The organism is Amycolatopsis sp. NPDC104587, assembly GCF_055583645.1.
In genome coordinates, this window is record NZ_JBVJNO010000020.1 from 1 (window position 1) to 24,504 (window position 24,504).

The 24,504-nt window shown below is 70.2% G+C and carries 28 protein-coding genes; 8 read left to right on the top strand and 20 right to left on the bottom strand.

Annotation, left to right across the window (positions count from 1 at the left end; genetic code table 11):
- Positions 1-1,134: cellulose binding domain-containing protein (locus ACZ61C_RS42645; RefSeq protein WP_465313663.1), on the top strand; the 1,134-nt coding region annotated here is incomplete at its 5' end.
- Positions 1,135-1,195: 61 nt separating this feature from the next.
- Here the strand turns inward: ACZ61C_RS42645 and ACZ61C_RS42650 are convergent.
- The gene (locus ACZ61C_RS42650) at positions 1,196-2,503 is read right to left on the bottom strand and encodes an aspartate aminotransferase family protein (protein WP_465313664.1); all 1,308 of its coding nucleotides are present in this window, start codon (positions 2,501-2,503) and stop codon (positions 1,196-1,198) included.
- Positions 2,504-2,591: 88 nt separating this feature from the next.
- On the opposite strand from ACZ61C_RS42650, the gene ACZ61C_RS42655 reads away from it, so the two are divergent.
- Together ACZ61C_RS42655 and hypF are read left to right on the top strand one after the other, a co-directional pair.
- Entirely contained in the window at positions 2,592-3,509 is a 918-nt protein-coding gene (locus tag ACZ61C_RS42655; RefSeq protein ID WP_465313665.1) for a LysR family transcriptional regulator, read from the top strand.
- Positions 3,510-3,513: 4 nt separating this feature from the next.
- Positions 3,514-5,667: a carbamoyltransferase HypF gene (hypF, locus tag ACZ61C_RS42660; RefSeq protein ID WP_465313666.1), complete on the top strand. Its 2,154-nt coding sequence runs from the start codon at positions 3,514-3,516 to the stop codon at positions 5,665-5,667.
- Here hypF and hypB read toward each other — a convergent pair.
- The 16 genes from hypB to ACZ61C_RS42740 form a co-directional block, all read right to left on the bottom strand.
- Positions 5,624-6,319 (bottom strand): hydrogenase nickel incorporation protein HypB, encoded by a 696-nt coding sequence (hypB, locus tag ACZ61C_RS42665; RefSeq protein ID WP_465313667.1) that lies wholly within the window; start codon positions 6,317-6,319, stop codon positions 5,624-5,626. The genes hypF and hypB overlap by 44 nt on opposite strands.
- Complete coding sequence (locus tag ACZ61C_RS42670; protein WP_465313668.1) at positions 6,312-6,647, bottom strand: hydrogenase maturation nickel metallochaperone HypA/HybF; 336 nt, start codon at positions 6,645-6,647, stop codon at positions 6,312-6,314. The genes hypB and ACZ61C_RS42670 overlap by 8 nt, the downstream gene beginning before the upstream one ends.
- Positions 6,648-7,724 (bottom strand): hydrogenase expression/formation protein HypE, encoded by a 1,077-nt coding sequence (gene hypE / locus ACZ61C_RS42675; RefSeq protein ID WP_465313669.1) that lies wholly within the window; start codon positions 7,722-7,724, stop codon positions 6,648-6,650. It abuts the gene before it with no gap.
- The gene (gene hypD / locus ACZ61C_RS42680; protein ID WP_465313670.1) at positions 7,721-8,848 is read right to left on the bottom strand and encodes a hydrogenase formation protein HypD; all 1,128 of its coding nucleotides are present in this window, start codon (positions 8,846-8,848) and stop codon (positions 7,721-7,723) included. The genes hypE and hypD overlap by 4 nt, the downstream gene beginning before the upstream one ends.
- 8 nt (positions 8,849-8,856) lie before the next feature.
- Complete coding sequence (locus ACZ61C_RS42685) at positions 8,857-9,129, bottom strand: HypC/HybG/HupF family hydrogenase formation chaperone (protein ID WP_465313671.1); 273 nt, start codon at positions 9,127-9,129, stop codon at positions 8,857-8,859.
- 4 nt (positions 9,130-9,133) lie between these two features.
- Positions 9,134-9,628 (bottom strand): hydrogenase maturation protease, encoded by a 495-nt coding sequence (locus tag ACZ61C_RS42690; RefSeq protein ID WP_465313672.1) that lies wholly within the window; start codon positions 9,626-9,628, stop codon positions 9,134-9,136.
- Positions 9,625-10,752 carry a hypothetical protein gene (locus tag ACZ61C_RS42695; RefSeq protein WP_465313673.1) on the bottom strand — a complete coding sequence of 376 codons (1,128 nt, stop codon included), beginning with the start codon at positions 10,750-10,752 and terminating at the stop codon, positions 9,625-9,627. The genes ACZ61C_RS42690 and ACZ61C_RS42695 overlap by 4 nt, the downstream gene beginning before the upstream one ends.
- Positions 10,749-11,378, bottom strand: coding sequence for a DUF6084 family protein (locus ACZ61C_RS42700; RefSeq protein WP_465313674.1), 630 nt, complete (start codon positions 11,376-11,378; stop codon positions 10,749-10,751). The genes ACZ61C_RS42695 and ACZ61C_RS42700 overlap by 4 nt, the downstream gene beginning before the upstream one ends.
- Positions 11,371-11,958, bottom strand: a complete 588-nt coding sequence (locus ACZ61C_RS42705) for a DUF5947 family protein (protein ID WP_465313675.1) — start codon at positions 11,956-11,958, stop codon at positions 11,371-11,373. Before ACZ61C_RS42705 ends, ACZ61C_RS42700 begins: the two co-directional genes overlap by 8 nt.
- On the bottom strand, positions 11,955-12,464 hold the full coding sequence (locus ACZ61C_RS42710) for a NifU family protein (protein WP_465313676.1): 510 nt from the start codon (positions 12,462-12,464) through the stop codon (positions 11,955-11,957). Before ACZ61C_RS42710 ends, ACZ61C_RS42705 begins: the two co-directional genes overlap by 4 nt.
- The gene (locus ACZ61C_RS42715; RefSeq protein ID WP_465313677.1) at positions 12,461-14,233 is read right to left on the bottom strand and encodes a nickel-dependent hydrogenase large subunit; all 1,773 of its coding nucleotides are present in this window, start codon (positions 14,231-14,233) and stop codon (positions 12,461-12,463) included. Before ACZ61C_RS42715 ends, ACZ61C_RS42710 begins: the two co-directional genes overlap by 4 nt.
- Before the next feature lie 13 nt (positions 14,234-14,246).
- A complete protein-coding gene (locus tag ACZ61C_RS42720; protein WP_465313678.1) occupies positions 14,247-15,302 on the bottom strand; it encodes an NADH-quinone oxidoreductase subunit B family protein in 1,056 nt (351 codons plus the stop codon).
- Positions 15,299-15,991, bottom strand: a complete 693-nt coding sequence (locus ACZ61C_RS42725; protein ID WP_465313679.1) for a D-sedoheptulose-7-phosphate isomerase — start codon at positions 15,989-15,991, stop codon at positions 15,299-15,301. Before ACZ61C_RS42725 ends, ACZ61C_RS42720 begins: the two co-directional genes overlap by 4 nt.
- 19 nt (positions 15,992-16,010) lie before the next feature.
- The gene (locus ACZ61C_RS42730) at positions 16,011-16,247 is read right to left on the bottom strand and encodes a HypC/HybG/HupF family hydrogenase formation chaperone (RefSeq protein ID WP_285482022.1); all 237 of its coding nucleotides are present in this window, start codon (positions 16,245-16,247) and stop codon (positions 16,011-16,013) included.
- Positions 16,244-16,858, bottom strand: coding sequence for a D-sedoheptulose-7-phosphate isomerase (locus ACZ61C_RS42735; RefSeq protein ID WP_465313680.1), 615 nt, complete (start codon positions 16,856-16,858; stop codon positions 16,244-16,246). Before ACZ61C_RS42735 ends, ACZ61C_RS42730 begins: the two co-directional genes overlap by 4 nt.
- An 87-nt stretch (positions 16,859-16,945) precedes the next feature.
- A complete protein-coding gene (locus ACZ61C_RS42740; RefSeq protein ID WP_465313681.1) occupies positions 16,946-17,989 on the bottom strand; it encodes a tetratricopeptide repeat protein in 1,044 nt (347 codons plus the stop codon).
- 179 nt (positions 17,990-18,168) lie between these two features.
- On the opposite strand from ACZ61C_RS42740, the gene ACZ61C_RS42745 reads away from it, so the two are divergent.
- The 4 genes from ACZ61C_RS42745 (at position 18,169) to ACZ61C_RS42760 (ending at position 21,799) form a co-directional block, all read left to right on the top strand.
- The gene (locus ACZ61C_RS42745) at positions 18,169-18,843 is read left to right on the top strand and encodes an HNH endonuclease family protein (RefSeq protein ID WP_465313682.1); all 675 of its coding nucleotides are present in this window, start codon (positions 18,169-18,171) and stop codon (positions 18,841-18,843) included.
- Between the two features lie 10 nt (positions 18,844-18,853).
- Positions 18,854-19,492 (top strand): alpha/beta fold hydrolase, encoded by a 639-nt coding sequence (locus ACZ61C_RS42750; RefSeq protein ID WP_465313683.1) that lies wholly within the window; start codon positions 18,854-18,856, stop codon positions 19,490-19,492.
- Between the two features lie 222 nt (positions 19,493-19,714).
- Positions 19,715-20,464 carry a 3D domain-containing protein gene (locus tag ACZ61C_RS42755; RefSeq protein ID WP_465313684.1) on the top strand — a complete coding sequence of 250 codons (750 nt, stop codon included), beginning with the start codon at positions 19,715-19,717 and terminating at the stop codon, positions 20,462-20,464.
- A gap of 9 nt (positions 20,465-20,473) precedes the next feature.
- A complete protein-coding gene (locus ACZ61C_RS42760) occupies positions 20,474-21,799 on the top strand; it encodes a cellulose binding domain-containing protein (protein WP_465313685.1) in 1,326 nt (441 codons plus the stop codon).
- 76 nt (positions 21,800-21,875) lie between these two features.
- Here the strand turns inward: ACZ61C_RS42760 and ACZ61C_RS42765 are convergent, their stop codons facing one another.
- Complete coding sequence (locus tag ACZ61C_RS42765; RefSeq protein WP_465313686.1) at positions 21,876-22,514, bottom strand: nitroreductase family protein; 639 nt, start codon at positions 22,512-22,514, stop codon at positions 21,876-21,878.
- Positions 22,515-22,532: 18 nt separating this feature from the next.
- On the bottom strand, positions 22,533-23,510 hold the full coding sequence (locus ACZ61C_RS42770; RefSeq protein WP_465313687.1) for an aldo/keto reductase: 978 nt from the start codon (positions 23,508-23,510) through the stop codon (positions 22,533-22,535).
- Between the two features lie 33 nt (positions 23,511-23,543).
- On the opposite strand from ACZ61C_RS42770, the gene ACZ61C_RS42775 reads away from it, so the two are divergent.
- On the top strand, positions 23,544-24,035 hold the full coding sequence (locus ACZ61C_RS42775) for a MarR family winged helix-turn-helix transcriptional regulator (protein WP_465313688.1): 492 nt from the start codon (positions 23,544-23,546) through the stop codon (positions 24,033-24,035).
- Here the strand turns inward: ACZ61C_RS42775 and ACZ61C_RS42780 are convergent, their stop codons facing one another.
- Positions 24,036-24,455 carry an ATP-binding protein gene (locus ACZ61C_RS42780; RefSeq protein WP_465313689.1) on the bottom strand — a complete coding sequence of 140 codons (420 nt, stop codon included), beginning with the start codon at positions 24,453-24,455 and terminating at the stop codon, positions 24,036-24,038.
- Positions 24,456-24,504: the final 49 nt, after the last annotated feature.

Sequence of the window (24,504 nt, forward strand, 5' to 3'; positions counted from 1 at the left end):
GCGAAGATCGCTTCGCTGTGGGACGGCAGCTACACCGCCGCCGGCCAGCACGTCACGGTCAAGAACACCTGGAACGGCAACGTCGGCAACGGCGGTAGCGCGAGCTTCGGCTTCAACGTGACGTACTCGGGTTCGTACGTCGCGCCGTCGAACTGCAAGCTCAACGGCGGGTCGTGTGCGGCCGGGGGGACACCTCCCACCACGACCACACCGCCGCCTACGACGACACCCCCGCCCACGACCACCCCGCCGCCGGGCACCGGCGGCAAGGGCGCGCCGTACCTGTACATGGGCTGGGGCAGCCCGCCGAACCCGCAGACGGTGATGAACGCGACCGGCGTCAAGTGGTTCACCATGGCGTTCATCAACGCCTCCGGTGGCTGCAACCCGGCGTGGGACAGCAGCCGTCCGCTTTCGGGCAGCGCGGACGCCAACGCGATCGCGCAGATCAAGGCGGCGGGCGGCCAGGTCGTCCCGTCGTTCGGCGGCTGGAGCGGCAACAAGCTCGGCCCGAACTGCTCGACGTCGGCCGCGCTGGCCGGCGCGTATCAGCAGGTGATCAACGCGTACGGGCTCAAGGCGATCGACATCGACATCGAGAACTCCGACGAGTTCGAGAACGAGGCCGTCCAGGACCGGATCCTGGGCGCGCTGAAGATCGTCAAGCAGAACAACCCGGGCGTGCAGACCATCCTGACGTTCGGCACGTCGACGACCGGCCCGAACTTCTACGGCAACCGGCTCATCGACCAGTCGAAGGCCCTCGGCGCGAACGTGGACGTGTTCACGATCATGCCGTTCGACTTCGGCGGCGGCTCGAACATGTACGCCAGCACGACGAGCGCGGCGAACGGCTTGCGGGACAAGCTGAAGTCGACGTTCGGGTGGAACGACGCCACGGCGTACAGCCACCTGGGCATCTCGGGCATGAACGGGCTGTCCGACCAGCAGGAGCTGACGGACCTGTCGACGTGGACCCAGATCACGAACTGGGCGAAGTCGAACAAGATCGGCCGCCTGGCGTTCTGGTCGGTCAACCGCGACCGCGGCTGCCCCGGCGGCGGTGTGCAGTCGGCGTGCAGCGGCATCGCGCAGAACGACTGGGACTTCACGAAGGTGACGGCGGGCTTCTGACGTCGTTGTGAATGACGGCCTCCTTGCCGGCTCCCCGGGCCGGCAAGGAGGCCTTCGTCGTTCAGAGCGCTTTGACGGCGTCCCCGATGGCGTCGTTGAGGATCGACAGCCCCAGGGAAATCTCCTCTTCGGTCGCCGTCAACGGCGGGGCGATCCGGAACACTCCGCCCATTCCCGGCAGCTGGACGATGTTCATGTGCAGGCCCAGCTCGAGGCAGCGCCGCGTGACGTGGGCGCCCAGCTCGTCCGAGCCCTGCTTGGTGTCGCGGTCCACCACCAGCTCCAGACCCGCGAGCAGGCCACGGCCGCGGATGTCGCCGACCACGTCGTGGTACTCCGCGAGCTGCTCGAGGCCCCGGCGCAGCACGCCGCCCAGCTCGAGGGCGCGCTCGTCGAGCCGGTCGCGGACCAGCACGTCGAGGACCGTGTTGCCGACCGCCGCCGGGAGCGGGTCCGCGACGTGCGTGGTGAAGAACAGGAAGCCGCGGTTGTGCGCCTCCTGCTCGATCTCCGCGCTGGTCAGCACCGCCGCCAGCGGCAGCCCGGCGCCGAGGGTCTTGGACAGCGTCAGGATGTCGGGGACCACGCCGTCACGCTCGAACGCGTACCACGTGCCGGTGCGGCAGAGCCCGGTCTGGGCCTCGTCGAGGATCAGCAGCATGCCGCGCTCGCGGCACTTCTCCTGCAACGCCGCGAAGTAGCCGGGCGGCGGCTCGATGATGCCGCCGGAGCTCAGGATCGGCTCGACCAGGCACGCGGCCAGGCTGCCGACCGACTGCGCGTCGATCAGGTCGAAGCCGAAGTCGAGCTGACGCCGCCAGTCGAGGTTGCCGTCGGCGTCGGTGAAGTCCGGGCGGTAGGAGTGGGGCGCGGGGATCGCGAAGTTGCCCGGCGCGGCGGGCCCGTACCCGCGGCGGCCGGCGCTGTAGGTGGCGCTCGCCGCGGCCTGCGTCATGCCGTGCCACGAGCGGGCGAACGAGACGATCTCGTGCTTGCCGGTGACGAGCTTGGCCAGCCGGACGGCGGCCTCGTTCGACTCGGCGCCCGTGGTCAGCAGCAGCGCCTTCTCCAGCGGGGCCGGGAGCGTGTCGGCCAGGCGCCGGGCGAGGTCGACGACCGGGCGGCTCAGCATGCCGCTGAACAGGTGGTCCAGCCGCCCGACCTGCCGCCGGACGGTCTCGACGATCTCCGGGTGCGAGTGCCCGAGGATCGCGCTCATCTGGCCGGAGGTGAAGTCGAGGATCCGGCGGCCGTCCTCGGTGAAGACGAAGCTGCCTTCGGCGTGGTCGATGATTTCGCGCGTGAAGGCGCCGCCGTAGCGCACGAGGTGCCGGTCGGCGTCGGCCCAGAACGTGGCGGTGGGGTTCATGGGCTCGACGGTAGGTCGACGCCGAGCGTCACGTCCAGCTCACGATTCCGGCTTTGGTGTTCGGTTCTGCCGTACAAGAATGAGGGTCATGCTGAACCCGTGGCGCCTGCGGCTGCTGAGCCGCCTCGACACCCTGGGCACGGTCCGCGCGGTCGCGCAGGACGCCAACCTGAGCGCGTCGAGCGTCTCCCAGCAGCTCGCGGTGCTCGAGGCGGAAACCCGCACCCAGCTGCTGGAACGCACGGGCCGCCGGGTCCGCCTGACACCGGCGGGCCTGATGCTGGCCCGGCGCGCGCGGGCGATCCTCGACCACATGGACACGGTCGAGGCGGAGCTGCGCACCCTCGGCGAGGAGCCGGTCGGCCAGGTCCGGCTGGGAGCGTTCCAGAGCGCGATCCACACGATGGCGGTCCCGGCGGTGACCCGCCTCGCGGCCGCGCACCCGCACCTGGAGGTCGAGCTGCTGGAGCTCGAGCCCCACGCGAGCATCCCGGCCCTGCGCGGCGGCGACGCGGACGTGATCCTCACGACGACCGACTTCGTCGAGCAGCCACTGGGCCCGGACCTCGACATCGTCCCGCTGGCCACGGACCCGATCGTCCTGGTGTCCTCGGGTGACGCTCCGCGAGGCCCGGCGGTGCTTTCGGCCTACGCGGACGAGCCGTGGGCGCTGGACGCACCGCAGTCGTACATGGCGAACCTGACGCTGCGCCTGTGTCGCGAGTCGGGGTTCGAGCCGAGGGTGGTGTGCCGCTTCAGCAACTACTTGATGACGTTGCAGCACGTGGAGGCCGGGTTGTCGATCGCGCTGCTGCCGGGGTTGGCGGTGGACCGCCGCTACCACGTGTCGACGCGCGAGTTGGCAACCCCGGTGACGCGGACGATCGCCGCGGTGGTGCGGCGGGGCTCCCCGACCCGCGCGGCGGTGCACGTGGTGCTGGACGCGTTGCGGCAGCGGCCGGACCTGCCGGCCCTGGCCGAATGGGCCGGCGGGGGCGCAGACTGAGCCGGTGCGGGTGGCGGTGCGGGTCGCCGGGGTGGTGCAGGGCGTGGGGTTTCGGCCTTTCGTCCATCGGCTCGCGAGGCAGCTCGGGCTCGGGGGCCTGGTCGGGAACGACGCGCGTGGGGTGTTCATCGAGGTCGAAGGCTCGCCAGCCGCGATCGCCGCGTTCGAAGAGGCGCTGAGAGAGCAGGCCCCGCCGCTCGCTGTGGTTGATCGGGTCGACGTGCGTGAGATTCCCGCGGAAGGGACAACCGGCTTCCGGATCGTCGAGAGTCCCGACGGGGGCGCCGCCGACACGCTTGTCTCCGCCGATTCCGCCACCTGCGACGACTGCCTGCGCGAGCTCCGAGACCCCGCGGACCGGCGCTACCGGTACCCCTTCGTCAACTGCACCAACTGCGGCCCGCGGTTCACGATCGTCACCGGGGTGCCCTACGACCGGCCGCTCACCACCATGGCCGGGTTTGCGCTGTGCGCCGACTGCAAGCAGGAGTACGAAGACCCCGACGACCGGCGGTTCCACGCCCAGCCCGTCTGCTGCCCGGCCTGCGGGCCCACTCTCCGGTTCGAGCCCGGCGGCGGTGAGCCGATCAGCCAAGCCGCGGCCGCGATCGACCAAGGCGCGGTCGTCGCGATCAAGGGGTTGGGTGGATATCACCTCGCCGTCGGGGCGCGGCACGAAGAAGCCGCGACGAAGCTGCGCGCGAGGAAACACCGTGAGGACAAGCCCTTCGCCGTCATGGTCGCCGACCTGACCGAGGCCCGGGAGCTGGCGGAAGTCGACAGGAACGCCGAAGAAGTGCTGGGCAGCCGAAGACGGCCCATCGTGCTGCTGCCCAAGAAAACCGGCCTCGCCGAAGCCGTCGCGCCCGGGAATCGGCGGCTCGGGCTCATGCTGCCCTACACCCCGCTGCACCACCTGCTGCTCGAACGCACCGGCCCCATCGTCCTGACCAGCGCCAACATCTCCGACGAGCCCATCGTCCACCGCGACGACGACCTCAGCCGCCTCGAACACATCGCCGACGCCTTTCTCGGCCACGACCGGCCGATCCACACCAGGACCGACGACTCCGTGGTGCGGATCGTCCGAGGGAAGCCCCAGCTCCAACGGCGGTCGCGCGGGTACGCGCCCGAGCCCGTCCGCATCGAGAAAACGACAAAGCACCTTCTCGGCTGCGGCGCCGAGCTCAAGAACACCTTCTGCCTCGCCAAAGGCCGTCACGCCTTCGTCTCGCACCACATCGGCGACCTCGAGAACTACGAGACCTACCTGGCTTTCACCGAAGGCATCACCCACCTCAAACGCCTCTTCGACATCGAGCCCACGCTCATCGCCCACGACCTCCACCCCGAGTACCTCTCCACGAAATACGCGCTGGAGCAGGAAACCGACCTCTTGGGCGTGCAGCACCACCACGCCCACATCGCGGCCTGCCTGGCCGACAACCACCACGACGGCCCGGTCCTCGGCGTCGCCTTCGACGGCACCGGTTTCGGTCCCGACGGCACCATCTGGGGCGGTGAGTTCCTCCTCGCCGACCTGACGACCTACCGGCGGCTCAGCCACCTCCGCACCGTCGCCATGCCCGGGGGCGCGCAGGCCATCCGGCAGCCGTGGCGGATGGCCGCGTCCTATGTGGACGAACTCGGGCGGCCCGCGGACGAGACCATCGTGAAGCTGAAACGCAGTGGCCTCAACTCACCCCTGACCTCCAGCGCCGGCCGGCTCTTCGACGCCGCCGCCGCGTTGCTCGGGGTCCGCGACACCGTCAACTACGAGGGCCAGGCCGCCATCGAGCTGGAGCAGCTCGCCGACCCCGCCGAGACGGCCGCCTACCCGGCGCGCGTCGACGACGTCGTCCACGGTGAGGACCTCATCGCCGCGCTCCTGGACGACACCGCCGGCCGGCCGGTCAGGGCCGCGCGGTTCCACAACGGGGTCGCCGCGGCGATCGCGGGCACCTGCGACCGGCTGCGGGAGCACAGCACCACCGTCGCGCTGTCCGGCGGTGTCTTCCAGAACGTGCTTCTGCTCGACCGGACCGTCGAAGCGCTGGAGAACACCGGCTTCACCGTCCTGACCCACCGGGACGTGCCCACGAACGACGGCGGGATCAGCTTCGGACAGGTTGCCGTAGCCAGTCGTGCCACTCGGTGAGGCCGTCGCCGCGCGTGGCGCTGATCTGCAGGACCTGTGCCGTCGGGTTCACGCGGCGGACGTCCCGCTCGAACTCCGCGACGTCGAAGTCGACGTACGGCAGCAGGTCGACCTTGTTCAGCAGCACCAGGTCCGTCGCGGCGAACATGTGCGGGTACTTCAGCGGCTTCCCGGGCCCCTCGGTCACCGACAGGATCACGACGCGCGCGGCCTCGCCGAGGTCGAACAGCGCCGGGCAGACCAGGTTGCCGACGTTCTCGATGAACAGCGTCGAGCCGGGCGCGAGCGCGAGCGAGTGCAGAGCCCGGTGCACCATCGACGCGTCCAGGTGGCAGCCGGCGCCGGTGTTGATCTGCACCACCGGCGCGCCCGTGGCCTTGATGCGCTCGGCGTCGAGCAGTGTCTCCTGGTCACCCTCGACCACCGCGCACGGAACATCGACAGCGCGGATGGTCCGCTCCAGCAGCGTCGTCTTCCCCGCGCCCGGGGAGCTCATCAGGTTCAGGGCGAAGACGTCCGACGAGCGCAGATGCGTCCGGTTGTGCGACGCGAGCTCGTCGTTCTTCGCGAGGATGTCCTGCTCCAGGACCACGGTGTGGGTGTGGTCGGTGATCCGGACGTCCGAATCGGAGCAGCCGCAGGTGTCACACATGGCTGACCTCCACCGAGGTGATGCGCAGTTCGCGCCCGGCGAGCACCGAGACGTCGGCGCTGCCGCAGGGGCACAGCAGGATGAAGTCGTCGAGCGTGAACTCGGCGCCGCAGTCGCGGCAGCGCGCCAGCCCGGACGGCTCGGCGATGTCCAGCCGGGCGCCTTCCAGAGAGGTTCCCGTGCACAGGACGTCGAAGCAGAAGCGGACGCTGTCCGGGACCACCCCGGACAGCCGCCCGATCTCCAGCCGCACGCACGACACGCGCGCGTCGCCGAGCCGGGTGACGATCGTGTCGACCACCGACTGCGTGACGGACATTTCGTGCATTCAGCAGATCCTCGGCAACGGGTCCCCGACCAGCAGGTCCACGATCCGGGTGCCGCCGAACGTCGTGTTCAGCAGCACGATCCCGGGTGGGTCGTCGGCGATCCGCCCGATCACCGCGGCGTCCGCGCCCAGCGGGTGCGCGCGCATCGCGGCCAGGGCGTCCGCGGCCTGGGCGCCGTCCACGACGACCACGATCCGGCCCTCGCACGCGACGTACAGCGGGTCGATGCCGAGCAGCTCCGACGCGCCGCGGACCTCGGTCCGGACCGGGACGGCCTTCTCGTCGACGACCACGGCGACCTCCGCCGCCTTCGCGATCTCGTTGAGGATCGTCGCGACACCGCCGCGGGTCGCGTCCCGCATCGCGCGCACGCCGGGGACCGCGGCCAGCAGCCCGGCCACCAGGTCGTGCACCGGCGCGGTGTCGGACTCGAGGTCGGCGTCGATGTCGAGCTCACCGCGGGCCAGCATGATCGTGACGCCGTGGTCACCGATCGGCCCGGAGACGAGGACGGCGTCTCCGGGCTTCACGGTGGCCACGCCGAAGCCGGTGCGGGTGAGCACCCCGACCCCGGCCGTGTTGATGTACACGCCGTCGGCCTTGCCGCGCTGGACGACCTTGGTGTCGCCCGTGACGATCTGGACGTTCGCCGATTCAGCCGCGGTCTTCATCGAGTCGACGATCTTCAGCAGGTCTTCGACGGGAAAGCCCTCTTCGAGGATGAACCCGGCGGTCAGGTACAACGGCCGCGCGCCGGACACGGCGAGGTCGTTCACCGTGCCGTTGATCGCCAGGTCGCCGATGTTCCCGCCGGGGAAGAACAGCGGCGAGACGACGTAGGAGTCCGTGGTCAGGGCCAGGCGCGCGTCCCCGATCGTCAGAGACGCCGCGTCTTCGAGCGGCTCCAGCAGGGGGTTGCGGAACGCGTCGAGGAACACCGCTTCGATCAGCGTGTGCGTCGACTTGCCGCCCGCGCCGTGCGACAGCGTGATGCGCTCTTCACGCACCTTCGCGCGCCGGCGCCGGGCGCGCTCGATGCGGTCCAGGACCTGCTGCTCGCGTTCGGTGGTCGTCATGCGCGGCTCGCCTCCCGGACGCGCTGACGGCTGAACCGGCCGAAGTTGTAGTACGCCGCGCAGGCGCCTTCGGGCGAGACCATGCACGTCCCGATCGGTGTCTCCGGGGTGCACGCGGTGCCGAACACCTTGCACTCCCACGGTTTCAGCACGCCCTTGAGCACCTCGCCGCACTGGCACGCCTTCGGGTCGGCGACGCGCAGGCCGGGGATCTCGAAGATCCGCTCGGCGTCGAACTTCGCGTACTTCGCGCGGATCGCCATCGCCGAGTGCGTGATGAACCCGAGGCCGCGCCACTCGAAGTACGGCCGCAGCTCCATGACTTCGGTGATCGCCTTCAGCGCCACCATGTTCCCGTCCCAGGGCACCACCCGGGAGTACTGGTTCTCGACCTCCGAGCGTCCCGAGGACAGCTGCAACATCAGCATGTAGATCGACTGCAGGATGTCGAGCGGCTCGAACCCGGCGACGACCACGGGCTTGCCGTAGTCGCGCGCGATGAACTCGTACGGCCGGCAGCCGATCACCGTCGAGACGTGGCCCGGGCCGATGAAGCCGTCGAGCCGCAGGTCGGGGGAGTCGAGGATGGCCTTGATCGCCGGGATGATCGTGACGTGGTTGCCGAACACCGAGAAGTTCTCGATGCCTTCGGCGGCCGCGCGCAGCAGCGTCATCGCGGTGGACGGCGTGGTCGTCTCGAAGCCGATCGCCATGAACACCACGCGCAGGTCCGGGTTCTGCCGCGCGATCTTCAGCGAGTCGAGCGGGGAGTACACCATCCGGATGTTGGTGCCCTCGGCGTTCGAGTCGAAGAAGTTCCCGCCGGACCCGGGCACGCGCATCATGTCGCCGAACGACGTCATGAGCACGCCGGGCTGCCGGGCGATGTGGATGGCGTCGTCGATGCGGCCCATCGGGATCACGCACACCGGGCAGCCCGGCCCGTGCACCAGCGTGATGCTCTCGGGCAGGTAGTCCTCGAGGCCGTGTTTGTAGATGGTGTGCGTGTGCCCGCCGCAGACCTCCATGAACTTGTAGTGCCGGCCCGGCTCGCACAGCGACGTGATCTTCGCGGACAGCGCCCGCGCCTTCTCCGCGTCGCGGAACTCGTCGACAAAACGCATGACGACTCCTAATCGATCCGGGATTCCAAGAGCGCGGCCATTTCGTCCTCGTACGCCTTGCCGATGCTTTCGAGGAACTCGAGCGCGGCCGCGGCCTCCTGCTCGTCTATTTTGGACAGTGCGAAGCCGACGTGGATGAGGATCCACTCGCCGGGCTTCGGCGGGTCGTCGTCGAGCAGGCCGATGTTGATGGTGCGCTTGACGCCGCTCACGGACACTTTCGCGAGGTCCGGGCGGTCCTCGCTGATTTCGATGATCTCGCCCGGGATGCCGAGGCACATGAGCTCAGACCTCCGTCGGCTGCAGCCGGGGGCTGGTGCCCCAGGCCAGTTCGGTGACGGCGCGCACGGCCGCCGGAACGGCTGCGGTCACCTCGGGCGACAGGCCGATCCCTTCGTCGACACAAGCCGGCTCACAGCCGACGAGCAGCACCCGCCCGGCATCCCCGCCGAGCAGCCGGAGCAGCCGGAACACCGCGTCCGGCTGCATGCCGTGCGCGTCGATCGACGACTTCGTGAGGGCGGCGGTGTCGTCGGTGTCGGCCTCGATGAGCGAGAGCGTGCCGGGCGGCCGGCCGTGCGGAGTGGCGTCGAGCAGGATCGTCGTGTCGTAACCACCCATCAGGTCGTAGGCGAGGTGCATGCCGGCGATGCCGTAGTCGGCGATCTGCACCCAGGGCGGCAGGTCGGCCCCTTCCAGCTCCTTGACGACCTCCACGCCGAAACCGTCGTCGCTCAGGAAGATGTTGCCGATGCCGGCGACCAGGACTCGTGGCCTCATTCCGCGACCTCCAGGGGTTCGATTTCGTCGGGGGAGAAGTACCGGTACCGGCCGTGGGCGTGCTGGAGGTCGGCGCCGGGGTCGTCGTCGAGGGTGACGGCGACGTGCGTGGCGCCGTCCACATCGGACAGGACGACCCGGACGGTGGCGGTCTTGCCGGTGAGGAACATGTCCTGGGCGTCGGCGCCACGCAGGTTCGGCCGCAGCCGGACCCGGGACCCCTCGGCGACGCGCACCCCGGCGACGGACACCGAAGGCGCGACCGGCCGCACGGACCGGATCGCGCCGTGCAGCCGGTCGAGCAGCTCCGGCGGCATCGTGTCGACGCGGTCGAGGATCGCCGCCGCACGCGGGTCGGTGGCCCGGGCCTCGCGCTTTTCCTCGTCGGTGAGCGTCATCGTGCGCAGGGTCAGGATCTCGTCGATCTCGGTGCCGTCGAAGAGGTCACCCGGGCTTTCCGGCGCGATCGACGGGTTGTCGTAGAGGATGATCGGCGACGCGAGCATCACCGTGCTGCGCGAGGTGTCGCCGATCAGCACCGGCCACAGCCGCTCCTGCCGGCAGGCTTCGACCGCCGGTTTCGCCCACTCCGGCGGGTCGAGCATCGACAGGAAGTGCCCGGTGTCCACGCTGAGCACGAGGTGCGCGGCCAGCAGCGAATGGCGGAGGGCGTGCTCGCGGACGCCGTCGGAATGCCACGACGTCGTGTTGTGCACCTCGACCCGCAGCCGGGTGCCGCCGAACGGCCCGTCGAGCGGGTCGACCCGGGCGGTGAGGACGCCGGACAGCTCCCGCTGGAACGGCCTTTCGACCGGCAGCTCGGACAGCGGCAGCTCGAAGTCGATCTCGTGCTCGTCGGCTTCGTCCCACGTGTCGTGCCGGGGCCGAGCTTGCAGGAACCGCAGCTTGATCCGCAGGATCGTGTGCTCGAGGGGTTCGAGAACGCATTCGACGCGGGCCGAGGCGTGCTCGCCGATCTCCGCCGACGCGTACGACGGCGGCACCAGCACACCCCACTGCCAGCGCACGCGGTTCTTCGGCGCCGACGCCCGGTACGGGTAGAGGAGATAACCCTCGTAGAGCATGGCGTCACCGACCGCGCGGGCCTGCTCGAGAACGTTCACGGCGCACCCGCCAGCAGCTGCTCGATCGCGGCTTCCCAGGTCGGGATCGCATGCCGCGCCTTGTACTTGAGCAGCGCGTCCACCGTCTCGCGCGGCAGCTTGACCCACGCGACGTTCGGGAAGTACCGCGCCATCAGCTCCTCCCAGACGCCCACCGGCATCCGGACCTCGGCCTGGGTGTGCCACGGGATCTGCTCGACCCAGAACCCCGGCCCGCCCTTGCCGAACACGGTGCCGCTGAACAGCAGCACCATCGGCACCACACCCTCGGAGAGCGCGTGGAAGTACTTGCCCGCCGCGACTTCGAGGTCGTAGGTGCACGGGACCTCGGCGTCGATTTCGGTGGCGCCGGAGAACCCGGGCACCGTCACCGAAACCGTCGTGAACTGGAACGGCTTCAGCGTCTCGCCCCACCGGGAGCGCTCGCCGAAGAGGTGGGTGAGCAGCTCGGACTCGTCGTCGGAGTAGCGGCGGCGCTGTGGCTCGATGCGGATCTGGACGCGCAGCACCATCGCGTGCACCGGCTGCCCGGACAGCTCGGTGATCCGCAGCTTGAACGCCAGCGTCGGCGAAGCCGCGTACTTCAGCGGCCGGACGTCGACGCAGTCGAAGGTCAGCTCAGCCATCGCTGCGCTCCCGTAACCGAGCGAAGAAGCCGTCGATGGCCTCGTGCGCTTCGGCGCCGCCGTCGAAGCCTCGCCAGGTCGTCCGGACGAGCCCGACCAGCTCGTAGCAGACGTCGATCGGCACCAGGAAGGCCTCGAAGCCCAGATCGAGCTGGTTCAGCAGCAGCGCTTCGACGTCGTCGGCGAGGTCGGCGAGCAGGTCGTCACCGGTGCCCAGCGGGAGCAGGGACTCGGTCGCCCCTGCCGGGCTCGGGTAGAACGCGACCACGCGGTCCTGCACGGAGTTGCGGAACAGGAACGCCGTCCGGACCGGGATCCCGGCGGACTCCCACAACGCCGGGCCCGGGCCGAAGCGAGGGAAGTGCCGGACCCGGTCCGGCACCGCCCGGTGCCGCTTCCCGCCCGCGCCGCGGTGGGTGAAGAGCAGGTAGCAGCCCCGGCAGGCGCACATGATCGTGCGGGACTCGAGGTCGATGACGTGCCCGTGCTCCGACCCGATCGGCTCCGCGCACATCTCGCACTTCTCACCCGGCGCGGCGCGCGGGGCGGGAGTGCGGAACCTGCGCAGGCCGCCGGTCACGGGACCTCCACGGGGCACAGCGGCAGCAGCGGACGCCCACCCGGACCGGCGTCTTCCACCACCCCTTCGACGACGACGTCGGAGATCTCCGGCGCCGCTTCCCTGACGACGCGTTCGATGGCGTACTTCGCGGTGACCGTCGAGGACGGGCAGCCGTCGCAGGTGCCCTGCAGCCGCAGCCGCAGGACACCGTCGTCGATCCCGACGAACTCGACGTCGCCGGCGTGTGAACCCAGGTACGGCCGGACCTTGTCGAGGGCTTCGGCGACCCGCTCGTGCGTCGACTTCGGGTGCAGGTCGTGCAGCACGAGCAGGCCGCGGACGTGGTCGTCCTCGGCGAGGCGGTCCAGCAGCGGCCGGTCGACGGCTTCGACGATCCGGGCCAGGCCAGCGCCGTAGAACTCGAGCAGCGTGTGGACGAGCTCCTCGGCGAGCTCGGCGTCCTTGCCCGAAAGCTCGCCCAGCAGCTGCTCGATGCGCTCGCCGACCCGGTCGACCTCCGTCATCCGAGCTCCCCGCCGAACGCGTGCGGGGTGTGCAGCCGCTCGACGACCTTGCCCTTGCCGGTGTACATGTGCACGCCGCAGGGCAGGCACGGGTCGAAGCTGCGGACCGCGCGCATGATGTCGATGCCCTTGAAGTTCTCCTGCGTGTTCTCCTCGAAGATCGGTGTGTTCTGCACGGCGTCCTCGTACGGCCCCGGCGTGCCGAAGCTGTCGCGGACACTGCCGTTCCACGGCGTCGGCGGGTACGGGTGGTAGTTCGCGATCTTGCCGCCCTTGATCACCATGTGGTGCGAGAGCACGCCGCGGACCGCCTCGGTGAAGCCGCAGCTCACGCCTTCGTCGGGGACCTTGAACGGCTCCCACGTCTTGGTCTTGCCCTGGCGGACCTCACCGAGGGCCTGGTCGGCGAAGTGCAGGGCCAGCGCCGCCGCGTACGCCTGGAAGTACGTCCGCGCGCGGTTGCGCTCGAGCGCGTTGCTCCACTTCGGGATCTTCCACTCGAACTCGGCTTCGGGCTTGGTCGCCGTGCGCGGCAGCGAGATCTTGACGCTGTGGCCGGTCGACTTCAGGTACGGCGTGTCGACGAGCCCGGCCAGCGCGGTGACCCAGAGGCGCGCGATCGGGCCGCCGCCGGTGTCGAGGGCGAGGTGGTCCTTGCCGTCGAACCAGCGCGGCGACATCGTCCACGAGTACTTGCCCTCGAAGTCGCGCTTCGCCGGGCGTGGGATCGTGTGCTGGTTCCACGGGTGGCGCTGGTCGACCGGGTTGCCCAGCGGGTCCTGCGTGACGAACATCGGCTGGTCGGCCCAGTCTTCGTAGAACGAGCTGCCGAGCAGGATCCGGATGCCGAGGTTGATGTCGACCAGGCTGGTCGTGACGAGCTCGCCATCGACGACCACGCCGGGCGTGACGTACATCTTCCGGCCCCAGGCCTCCATGTTCTCGTAGGTGAAGTCGCAGTACTCGGGGTTGTTCAGGCTGCCCCAGCAGCCGAGCAGGATCCGCCGCCGGCCGACCTCTTCGTAGCCGGGCAGGGCTTCGTAGAAGAAGTCGAAGAGGTCGTCGTGCATCGGCAGGCAGCGCTTCATGAACTCGACGTAACGCATGAGCCGGGTCAGGTAGTCGGTGAACAGCTGCACGGTGGCGACCGTGCCGACACCGCCGGGGTACAAAGTGGACGGATGGACGTGCCGGCCTTCCATCAGGCAGAACATCTCGCGCGTGCTGCGGGACACCTGGAGGGCTTCGCGGTAGAACTCGCCCTCCAGCGGGTTGAGCGAGCGCATGATGTCGCCGATGGTGCGGTAACCGTGGTCGCCGGCGTGCGGCGCCTCGGTGCGGTTGGCCAGCTCCAGCACTCCGGGGTTGGTCTCGGCGACCATCTTCTCGCAGTAGTCGACCCCGACGAGGTTCTCCTGGAAGATGTTGTGGTCGAACATGTATTCGGCGGCCTCGCCGAGGTTGATGATCCACTCGCCGAGGTGCGGCGGGCGCACGCCGTAGGCCATGTTCTGGGCGTACACCGAGCACGTCGCGTGGTTGTCGCCGCAGATCCCGCAGATCCGGCTGGTGATGAAGTGCGCGTCGCGCGGGTCCTTGCCCTTCATGAAGATGCTGTAGCCGCGGAAGACCGACGACGTGCTGTGGCACTCGACGACGCGTTTGGCCGCCCAGTCGATCTTCGTGTAGATCCCGAGGCTGCCGACGATCCGGGTGATCGGGTCCCACGCCATCTCGACGAGGTCGGTCCTGTCCTTCATTTCGGTCATGACCAAACCCCTTTCAGCGCCACGTGGACTGGTAGCCGGTGTGGAGCTTCTTGCCCGTGTGCCGCCACTTCGGCTCCTTGTCGAGCTTGCGTTCGGTGATCTTCCGCAGGCGCCGGATCACCGACCCGTACGCGCCGCTGGCCAGCGACGACACGTTCGCGCCCGGCGGCTCGTCCATGAACGGCATGAACTTGTCCGGGAAGCCCGGCATGGTGCAGCCGATGCAGATCCCGCCGACGTTGGGGCAGCCGCCGACGCCGTTGATCCAGCCGCGCTTGGGCACGTTGCACTTCACGACCGGGCCCCAGCAGCCCAGCTTCACCAGGCACTTCGGCGAGCCGTACTCGGTGGCGAACTCACCCTGCTCGTAGTAGCCGCCGCGGTCGCAGCCTTCGTGCACGGTCGCGCCGAAGAGCCACTGCGGCCGCAGGTGGTCGTCGAGCGGGATCATCGGCGCCTGGCCGGCGGCCTGGTAGAGCAGGTAGGTGATGGTCTCGGACAGGTTGTCCGGGTGGGTCGGGCAGCCGGGCACGCAGACGATCGGGATGCCGGCCCCGGACTTCCAGTCCCAGCCCAGGTAGTCGGGCACGCCCATGGCGCCGGTCGGGTTGCCCTCCATCGCGTGGATGCCGCCGTAGGTGGCGCAGGTGCCGACGGCCATCACGGCCAAGGCCTTGGGCGCCAGGCGGTCGAGCCACTCGCTCGTCGTCATCGGCTGGCCGGTCTCGGGGTTGTTCCCGAACCCGCACCAGTAGCCCTCCTCCTTGATCGCCTCGTTCGGGATCGAGCCCTCGACGACCAGGACGAACGGCTCCAGCTCACCGCGGTCGGCTTTGTAGAACCACTCGATGAACGTGTCGGCCCCCTTGTCGGGGCCGCATTCGAAGTCGATCAGCGGCCAGTGGACCGCGATCTTGGGCAGGCCGGGCAGGACACCGAGGACGATCTCCTCGATGCTCGGCTGGGTGGCGGCGGTCAGCGCGACGGAGTCGCCGTCGCACGAGAGGCCGGCGTTGATCCAGAGGACGTGGATGGGCTGCTCTTCGGTCTGTTCTGCGGCATGCGTCACGGCTGATCACCCTTGGCGAGGTCGTCGAGCGCGCCGAGGGTCAGCTCCCACAGCGCGTGGTAGAGGGTCGTCTGGGCTTCCTGGATGCGGTGCACGGAAGGGGACGGGACGACGAAGAGGTGGTCGATGCTGTCGAGCTCGGCCATCTTCCCGCCGTCGTACCCGGCGACACCGACCGTCACCAGGCCGCGCCGGGCGGCTTCGTCGAAGGCGCGCACCAGGTTCGCGGAGTTCCCGCTGGTGGACAGGCCCACCGCGATGTCGCCGGGCCGCCCGAACGCGCCGATCTGGCGGGCGAACACGACGTCGAACCCGATGTCGTTGGACAGGGCGGTCACCACCGCGATGTCGTTCGTCAACCCGAAGGCGGGCAACGGCTTCGCGTCGCCCGCCGGGCTGAGGAACAGGCTCGCGAGGTCCTGGGCGTCGGTCGAGCTCCCGCCGTTGCCGAAGGCGAGCAGGCGCCCGCCGCCGGCGAACGCGCGTGCGAGGTCCTGCGCGCACGCGAACAGGCGGTCGCGGTCGGCCGTGAGCACCTGGGCCCGCAGCGCGACGATCTCCCGCACCTTGTCCACAGTGGACTGTTCAACCTGGCGGAGGACGGCGTCGAGGTCGCTGGAACCCGCGTAGAGGAACGGGTACAGCGCTTCGAGACCGTCCGCGCCCACGGGGGTGTGCTCCCGTGTCATGGCGCGTCAACTCCCTGGGTTAGGGATTCTCCAGACGAGCGATGGCTTCTCCGGCGTGCACCAGGATTCGGTCGCCGACACCGGCCGAAACCAGCGCCACGCTCACCTCTTCCCGGCCCGACCCGGTGTCCACGACGGCGAACCCGAGGTCCAGGAGTTCGACTACGGTCACTTCGACCGCGGTGTCGGAGCAGGTGATGCACACCCCGTCGTGGCAGACGGGGCCGACGTCTCTGTCGGCGTCACGGGCGCTCACGACGCCACCTCCAGCAGGCCGGGTTGCTCCAGGAAGACGTGCACCAGCTCCCACAGCACGTGGTAGGTGGTCACGTGGACCTCCTTGACCACGCGCGGGTCGTCGGAGCGGGCGGTGAAGACGTGGTCCAGCCCAGTAGTCGTGGCCATGGCGCCGCCGTTGCGACCGGTCAGCGCAACAGTGAACATCCCCAGGTCGCGGGCCGTCTCGAGGGCGCGGCGGACGTTGGCGCACTCGCCGTCGGTGGAGATGCCCAGCGCGATGTCGGCGGGTTCGCCGATGATCCGCAGCTGGTGGGCGAAGACGTCTTCGAGGCCGACGCGGTTGGCGATCCCGGTGACCGTCGCGACGTCGGCCGTCAGCGACAACGCCGGGAGCGCGCGCTTGCCGACGATCACCGGGTGGACGAACTCGACCGCCACGTGCTGGGCGTCGGTGCTCGGGCCGCCGTTGCCGAACACCACGAGCTTGCCGCCGCGGTGGAAGCGGCGGGCCATGCCGTGGCACGCCTCGGCGACCGCGCGGGCGTCGCCGGCCAGGGCGAGCACCGGCGCCTCGCGGCGCGCGAAGAGGGCGTCTACGGAGTCCGGGTGATTCGGTGACCACGACATCGCGGCACTTCCTCGGGGCAGCTGCTCGGTGGTGGGAGCGCACCCCAGGTTAGAGCTGTGAGTTGGATCACACAATAGATCGAACGGTCAGAAATGGTGCGCTCGGTCCTCCTGGACGTGCTCCGCACGGGCGAGCCACTGTTCGGCCTCCTGGGCGGCACCCCGCGACCGCAGCATCCGGGCCAGGCTGAGCATGCCCTGGACGTCGCCGGTTTCGGCGGCCCGGCGGAACCACTGCTCGGCCCCGGCGAGGTCCTCGCGGTGCTCGGCGAGGTGCCCGAGGTTGGTCAGCGCGGGGACGCTGCCGTGCTCGGCGGCCTTGCGGTACCAGGCGGCGGCCTCCCCCTCGTCGCCCCGGTTGCGGGCGAGCACGCCGAGGTTCGTCATGGCCGCGGGGTCGCCGCGCTCGGCGGCGTCGAGGTACCAGCTCTCGGCTTCTTCGAGGTCGCCGCGGCGGTGCAGCAGCAGCCCGAGCCGCACGACCGCCTCGACGTGCCCGCCGCCCGCGCCCTGGCGGTACCAGGACTCGGCGTCCGCCGGCCGGCCGAGCCGCTCGGCCTGCCGGCCCAGCTGGCAGGTGGCCGCGAGGTCGCCGGCCAGCACGGCCGACCGCCACCACCGGGCCGCCTCCGCGGCCTGGCCGCGGTCACGCAGCACCACGCCGAGGTCGATCATCGCGGCGGTGATCCCGGCGTCGGCGGCCTGCCGCAGCCACGACTCGGCCTCCTCGACCTTCCCCTGCTCACGCAGCATGTGCCCGAGCGAGGCGATCGACGGCAGGTCGCCGGTGCGGGCGGCCTCGGCGTACCAGTGCTGGGCGTCCTCGCGCTTCCCGCGCCGCTCGTACGACCGGGCCAGGTTCAGCATCCCGTGCGGGTCGCCGGCCAGCGCCGCCTCGTGGTACCAGCGCTCGGCCTCGTCCCGCTCGCCGCGCTCGGCGAGCAGGTGGGCCAGCGCCGTCATCGAGACGCGGTCACCGCCCATGGCGGCCTTGCGGAACCACGTCTCGGCCTCGGTGAGCTGCCCGCTTTCGCGCAGGGCCGAGCCCATCCTGGCCATGGCAACGACATTGCCGCCCTCGGCGGCCTTGCGCTGGAAAAACTCGTCGAACTTCTTGAGCCGGCCGGGCATCGGCTGCTCCCTCCGGATGGGTCCTGCTCCGGTAGTCGCAGTTGATCGGCTCGGTGTGACAGCTCATGCCTTGGGTGGGCGAGGTCACATTCGCGCCAGGTCGTCGTGTCGACGCGGTTGTCCCGGGCCGGCAGAGGCGACACTACGCCGCGCGCACCCGCAGGTGAGAGGAGAAATTCGTGGCCGCACGCGCCTTTCGGCTCAGCGTGACGCATCGGATCCTGCTGGTAGTCGCGATCCTCGCGGTCGCGCTCTTCGGGTACTGGGTGACGAGCCGCGGAGCCGGCGCGACCCCGTCGTCGTCCTCGGCACCGGTTCCGGTCTCCGCCGCCGACGCGGAGAAGCAGCTCGGCGAGCTGACCATCGCCGCGCGGACGTCCATGGACGGGTATTCGCGTGAGAAGTTCCCGCACTGGGCCAGTCAGGGGTCAGGCTGTGACACGCGTGAAGTCGTGCTCAAGCGCGCCGGCGCGGACGTCAAGACCGACAAGGACTGCAAGGCGACGTCCGGGACGTGGAAGAGCGTCTACGACGACGAGACCTGGACCAAGGCGACCGACCTCGACATCGACCACATGGTCCCGCTCGGGCAGGCGTGGGCGAGCGGCGCGAAGACGTGGACGACCGAGAAGCGCGAGCAGTTCGCGAACGACCTGACGCGGCCGCAGCTGTTCGCCGTCACCGACAACCTCAACCAGCAGAAGAGCGACAAGGCGCCGGACCAGTGGAAACCGCCGCTCGTGGCGTTCTGGTGCGCCTACGCGACCGACTGGATCGTGGTGAAGCACTACTACGGCCTGACCGTCACCCAAGGCGAGAAGACCGCCTTGACGGACATGCTCCGCCGCTGCTGAGCTGGCCGGCATGACGACCTTCGTGCTGGTCCACGGTGGCGGCGGCAGCGGCTGGGACTTCCACCTGCTCGGCCCGGAGCTGGTCGCCCGCGGTCACGGCTTCGTCGCGCCGGACCTGCCGATCACCGACCCGTCGGCCGGGCTCGCCGACTTCACCGACGCGGTGCTGGCGGCGGTGGACGACACCTCGGACGTCGCCGTGGTCGGGCATTCGTACGGCGGGTTCACCGCACCGCTGGTGGCTTCGAAGGTGCGCGCGCGGCTGCTCGTCTACCTGGCCGGGATGATCCCGGCGCCGGGGGAGCCGCCGGGCCAGTGGTGGGGCAACACCGGCTTCCAGGCGCCGAAGGGTCTTACCGAGGAGGAGACGTACTTCAACGGCGTCTCGGAGACGCTCGCTTCGGAGTGTCAGGCGCACGGGCGTGACCAGGTGAGCAAGGAGTGGGACGAGCCGTGGCCCCTGGCGGCCCACCCGGACGTCCCGACCCGGGTCGTGCTGTGCCGTGACGACCGGTTCTTCACCCCGGACTTCCAGCGCCGGATCGCCCGGGAGCGGCTGGGCATCGAGCCCGACGAGGTCGACGGCCCGCACTGCGCGCCGCTGAGCCATCCCGCGCAGATCGCCGAACTGCTGGTGAGCTTCCGGTAGGCCCAAAGCACCCCAATGTGGCCTTCGGTGCGTTGGACGCACCCAAGGCGGCCTTCGGTGCGCCCAACGCAACCAAGGCCGCCTTGGGGCGCTCGGGAAACTTAAAGGTCTAGACCTATTGACTGTGTGGTCCAGGCCACTTAACGTCAGGTGCGCGGCGAACCCGCACCTCCCCACCTGCGTCACCTCCACCCCGGTCCCCACCACGGAGGTCTCTCCGTCATGCGCTTCGCCAGGGTCCTCGGGCTGGCGGCCCTCACCGCCGGCAGCCTCCTCGTCGCCCCCGCCGCGCCCGCGTCGGCGGCCGCTTTGCCCGCCTGCCAGCACTTCTACCAAGGCACCATCCCGGACCGCCCGGTCACCGGCGGCCACGGACCCGGCACGCTCGTCGGCGCCGCGAACGTGAGCAACCGCCTGCCCGCGCCCGGTTCGGTCGCCGGCGGGCTGGGCGCCGACGGCAAGGTCACCTTCACCTTCGCGCGCGTCTCCGGCGCGAAGGCCTACCGCGCGTTCCGCAACGGCCAGGCCCTGCAGTGGATCAGCGACTGGGGCCAGCCGACGCTCACCGTCACCGACGCGAGCCCGTGCCAGAACGCGAACTACCAGCTCTACGCGATGACGGCGGAGGACAACTCGCCCGGCTCGCTCGGCCAGATCTCCACCGCCTACCGCCTCGACAGCGGCAACCACCTCGCCGCCTACCGGATCCCGGCCGGCACCACGCTGAACTACCGCGTCACGTCCTACAACGACGTCGCGCAGACCGCGCTGGGGTACAGCGCCGGGCCGGGGTTCTGCGCGGTCGACGCGCGGATCATCCCGTGGGGCACCAGGTTCTCGGTGCCGGGCTACGGCGAGTGCTACGCGGCGGACATCGGCAGTTGGATCAAGGACGACATCGTCGACGTTTGGCTGCCCGGCTCGCAAGCCGACGCCTGGGGCATCCAGCGGCTCACCCTGACCGTGCGCTGAGGAGGCGCTGTGAAAGCCAAGCTCGCACTCGCCGCGACGATGCTCGCGGTGGCGACGGTCCTCGTCGTTTCCCCGGCGACGGCCGCCACCGCGCCGTCGGCGGCGTTCACCAAGGACTCCGACTGGGGCTCCGGCTACCAGGCGAAGTACACGATCAGCGCGGGCACGTCCGCGCTGACGAGCTGGAAGCTGGAGTTCGACCTGCCGTCGGGCTCGACGCTCGGGTCCTACTGGGACGCGCTCGACACCCCGGCCGGCTCGCACCACTCGTTCGCCAACCGCGAGTACAACGGCTCGGTCGCCGCGGGCGCGTCGACGAGCTTCGGGTTCCTGGTCAGCGGCGGCGGCCTGCCCGCGAACTGCAAGCTGAACGGCCAGCCGTGCGCCGGGACGTCCGTGCCGACCACCACCCCGACCACGCTCACCACGCCACCCACGACCACCACCACGCCGCCGCCGACCGGGGGCAGCGCGCGGGTTTCGCCGTACATCGACATCACGATGGCGACCCCGTCGCTGGTCTCGGTGGCGAACGCGACCGGCCAGAAGAACTTCACACTCGCCTTCGCGCTCGGCAGCAGCCTCGGCTGCGACCCGCAGTGGGGCGGCACGGTTCCGTTGCTGGACTCGCGGATCATCAACGACGTCAACGCATTGCGCGGCCTGGGCGGCGGCGTCACGGTGGCTTCGGGCGGCGCTTTGGGGCCGTACCTGGAGAACGTCTGCGGCTCGGTGGACGCGCTGTACAACGCGTACGTGAAGACGCTGGACGCGGTCGGCAGCAACAGCCTGGACGTCGACGTGGAGGCGTCGATCCCGACGGCCATGGTGAACCAGGCGTTGCTGCGGCTGCAGCAGCAACGCGGGACGCACATCAGCTACACGATGCGGATCCAGGGCCAGGACTACGGAATGGACCCGTTCTCGGTGTCGATCCTGCAGGACGCGGCGTCACGCGGGCTGACCGTGGTCGTCAACCCGATGCTGATGGACTTCGGCTACAGCGGCTCGTGGGGCGACGCGCTGGTGTCCGCGGCGAACGCGACTTTGGGGCAGATGAAGACGATCTGGCCGTCGAAGTCCGACTCGCAGATCAAGGCGTCGCTCGGCCTGACCCCGATGATCGGCCGCAACGACACGGGTTCGGTGACGGACCAGGCGGCGGCGCGTCAGCTGCTGTCGTTCGCCCAGGCCAACCACGTGGCCAGCATCGGCTTCTGGTCGGCGGGCCGCGACAACGGCGGCTGCCCGGGCGGCGGCGCGGTGGCGACGTGCTCGGGGATTTCCCAGTCGCTGTACGAGTTCACGAACATCTTCAAGGCGTACACGGGCTGAGCCACCGGACGGCCGACGGGCCGTGATCGCCTCCTTGCCGACGTCCCCAAGCCCCGGCAAGGAGGCTTTCACGCGTTCACCAGCGGTCGAGGTGCAACACATCCTCGAGCGGCTGCCGCGCCGCGGGTTTGAACGTGTCGCCCGTGTAGAACGCCGTCGGGATCAGTGCTGCCTGGTGGACGTTCTTCGGCAGGCCCAGCACCTCGGCCGCCTCCTGCTCGTACTTCAGGTGCAGCGTTGTCCACGCCGTGCCCAGCGTCACCGACCTCGCCGCCAGCATGAAGCTCCACACCGCCGGCAGCAGCGAAGCCCACAGGCCCGCCTGGTTGCCCGCCGGCAGCTCGGCCGACGGCGTTTCGAGGCACGGCACCACCAGCACCGGGACGTCACCCATCCGGTCGGCCAGGTACGCGACGCTGTCGCCGACCCGCTGCTGCACCGGCGCGCGTGTCGGGTCGTCCGCGAACTGCTTGCCGGCCGCGCTCGGCGACTCCAGGTACTCGTGGCACGCCCGGCTGTAGATCCGGCCGAGCGCCGCTCGCCGGCCAGGGTCGGTGACGACCAGCCACTGCCACCGCTGGGTGTTGGAGCCGCTCGGCGCCTGCAGCGCGACCTGGACGCAGTGTTTGACCAGGTCGAGCGGCACGGGCCGGTCGAAGTCGAGCCGTTTGCGCACGGTCCTGGTGGTCGTCAGGAGCTCTTCGGGCGTCATCATCGGCCCATCATGCCGGGCCTACCAGCGATCGTGCACCAGCGGCCGGACCAGCTCGTCGTAAGTCTCCCGGACACCCGCCAGCGCCTCGGCCGGCAACGGCGGCAGCGCGGCCGCCGCGGTGTTCGCCGACGCCTGTGCCGCGTTGCGCGCGCCCGGGATCACCGTGCTCACGCCCGGCTGGTCGATGATCCAGCGCAGCGCGAACTGCGCGAGCGTCTGGTCCGCCGGCACCAGCCCGCGCAGCCGCTCGACGGCCGCCAGCCCGACGTCGAACGGCACGCCCGCGAACGTCTCGCCGACGTCGAACGCCTCGCCGTGGCGGTTGAAGTTCCGGTGGTCGTTCTCGGCGAACGTCGTCGACGCCGTGTAGCGCCCGGACAGCAGGCCCGAGGCCAGCGGCACTCGCGCGATGATCCCGGCGCCCGCCTCCGCGGCCGCGGGCAGCACCCGCTCGAGGGGCTTGAGCCGCAGGCAGTTGAGGATGATCTGGACGGAAGCGACGTGCGGCCGCGCCAACGCCGTCAGCGCCTCGTCACAAGTCTCGACACTCACGCCGTACGCCTTGATCCGGCCCTCGGCCACCATCTCGTCCAGGGCGTCGTACACCGCGTCGGAGGAGTACACCGGCGTCGGCGGGCAGTGCAGCTGGACGAGGTCGAGCGTGTCCACCCCGAGGTTGCGGCGCGACCGGTCGTTCCACTCGCGGAAGTTCGCCCGGACGTAGTTCTCCGGCACCTGGTCGACGCGCCGGCCCATCTTCGTCGCCACGAAGACGTCGCCGCGCTCGGCGAGGAACCGGCCGACCAGCCGCTCGCTGCGGCCGTCGCCGTAGACGTCCGCGGTGTCGAAGAAGGTGACGCCGGCGTCGGCCGCCGCGTGCAGCACCGCCAGCGCGTCGCTCTCGTCGACCTCGCCCCAGTCCGCGCCGAGCTGCCAGCAGCCGAGCCCGACGACGGACACTTCGCGGCCCAGCCGGGTGATCTTCCGGTTCTCCATGCCGCGATCCAAGCACACCTATGATCGGCGGTCATGGCGATGACATCGGGTCCGGACGGGCTCGGGACCCGGATGCGGCACGTCCTCGAGATCCTCGAGGGCGACGTCGCGAAGTTCCTCGCCGACATCGGCCTCGACGACTACCGCCCGCGGTACTCGGGGGTGGTGCGGGCGCTGCTCGCGCGCGGTCCGCTGGCCATCCGCGACCTCGCCGCGGAGATGGGCGTGACGCACTCGGCGGCCAGCCAGACCGTCGCGCAGATGAACCGCGCCGGGCTCGTCGGGCTCGAACCGGGCGCGGACGCCCGGCAGCGGATCGTGTCGCTCACCGCGAAGACGCGCGAGCTGCTCCCGCTGATCGAAGCCGAGTGGACGGCGACCACCCAGGCGTCGGAAGCCCTCGAAGCCGAGCTGCCGTACCCGCTGCGCGGGGTGCTGGAAGCGATCGTCGACGCGCTCGAGCGGAAGCCGTTCCGGCAGCGGATCGGGGAGACCGAGGCGGCGCGGGAGCTCCTGGACGGCTGATCAGGCGGCTGGGATGCGGAAGACCGCCCAGACGAACTTGCCGCCGGAGCAGCGTGCGAAGCCCCAGTCCTCCGACAGTGCCTGGACGAGCACCAGGCCGCGGCTGCGCGCTTCGGCCGGCGACGGCGCCCGCAGCTCGGGAAGCATCCGGCCGGTGTCGTAGACCCGCAGCGTGAAGTGCTCACCGGTGTAGGCCAGCTCCATCCGCTCCGGCTTCTCGCCGTGCTCGAAAGCGTTGGTGACCAGCTCCGACGTCGCCAGCAGGACGTCCGCGAGCTGCCGCTCGGTCAGGCCGAAGCCGAGCAGCGCCCGGCGGACTTCGCAGCGCGCCAGCGCCGGGGCCGTCACGTCGGCCGGGAGGACCACCGTCAGCGGCGCGGCCGGCTCGGCCGTGCGCTGCGGCGTCTTCGACATCGTCATGGTCCCCCTCCCGTGGGTTCGGTACCGTCCGCGAAGTACCCAAGCGTCC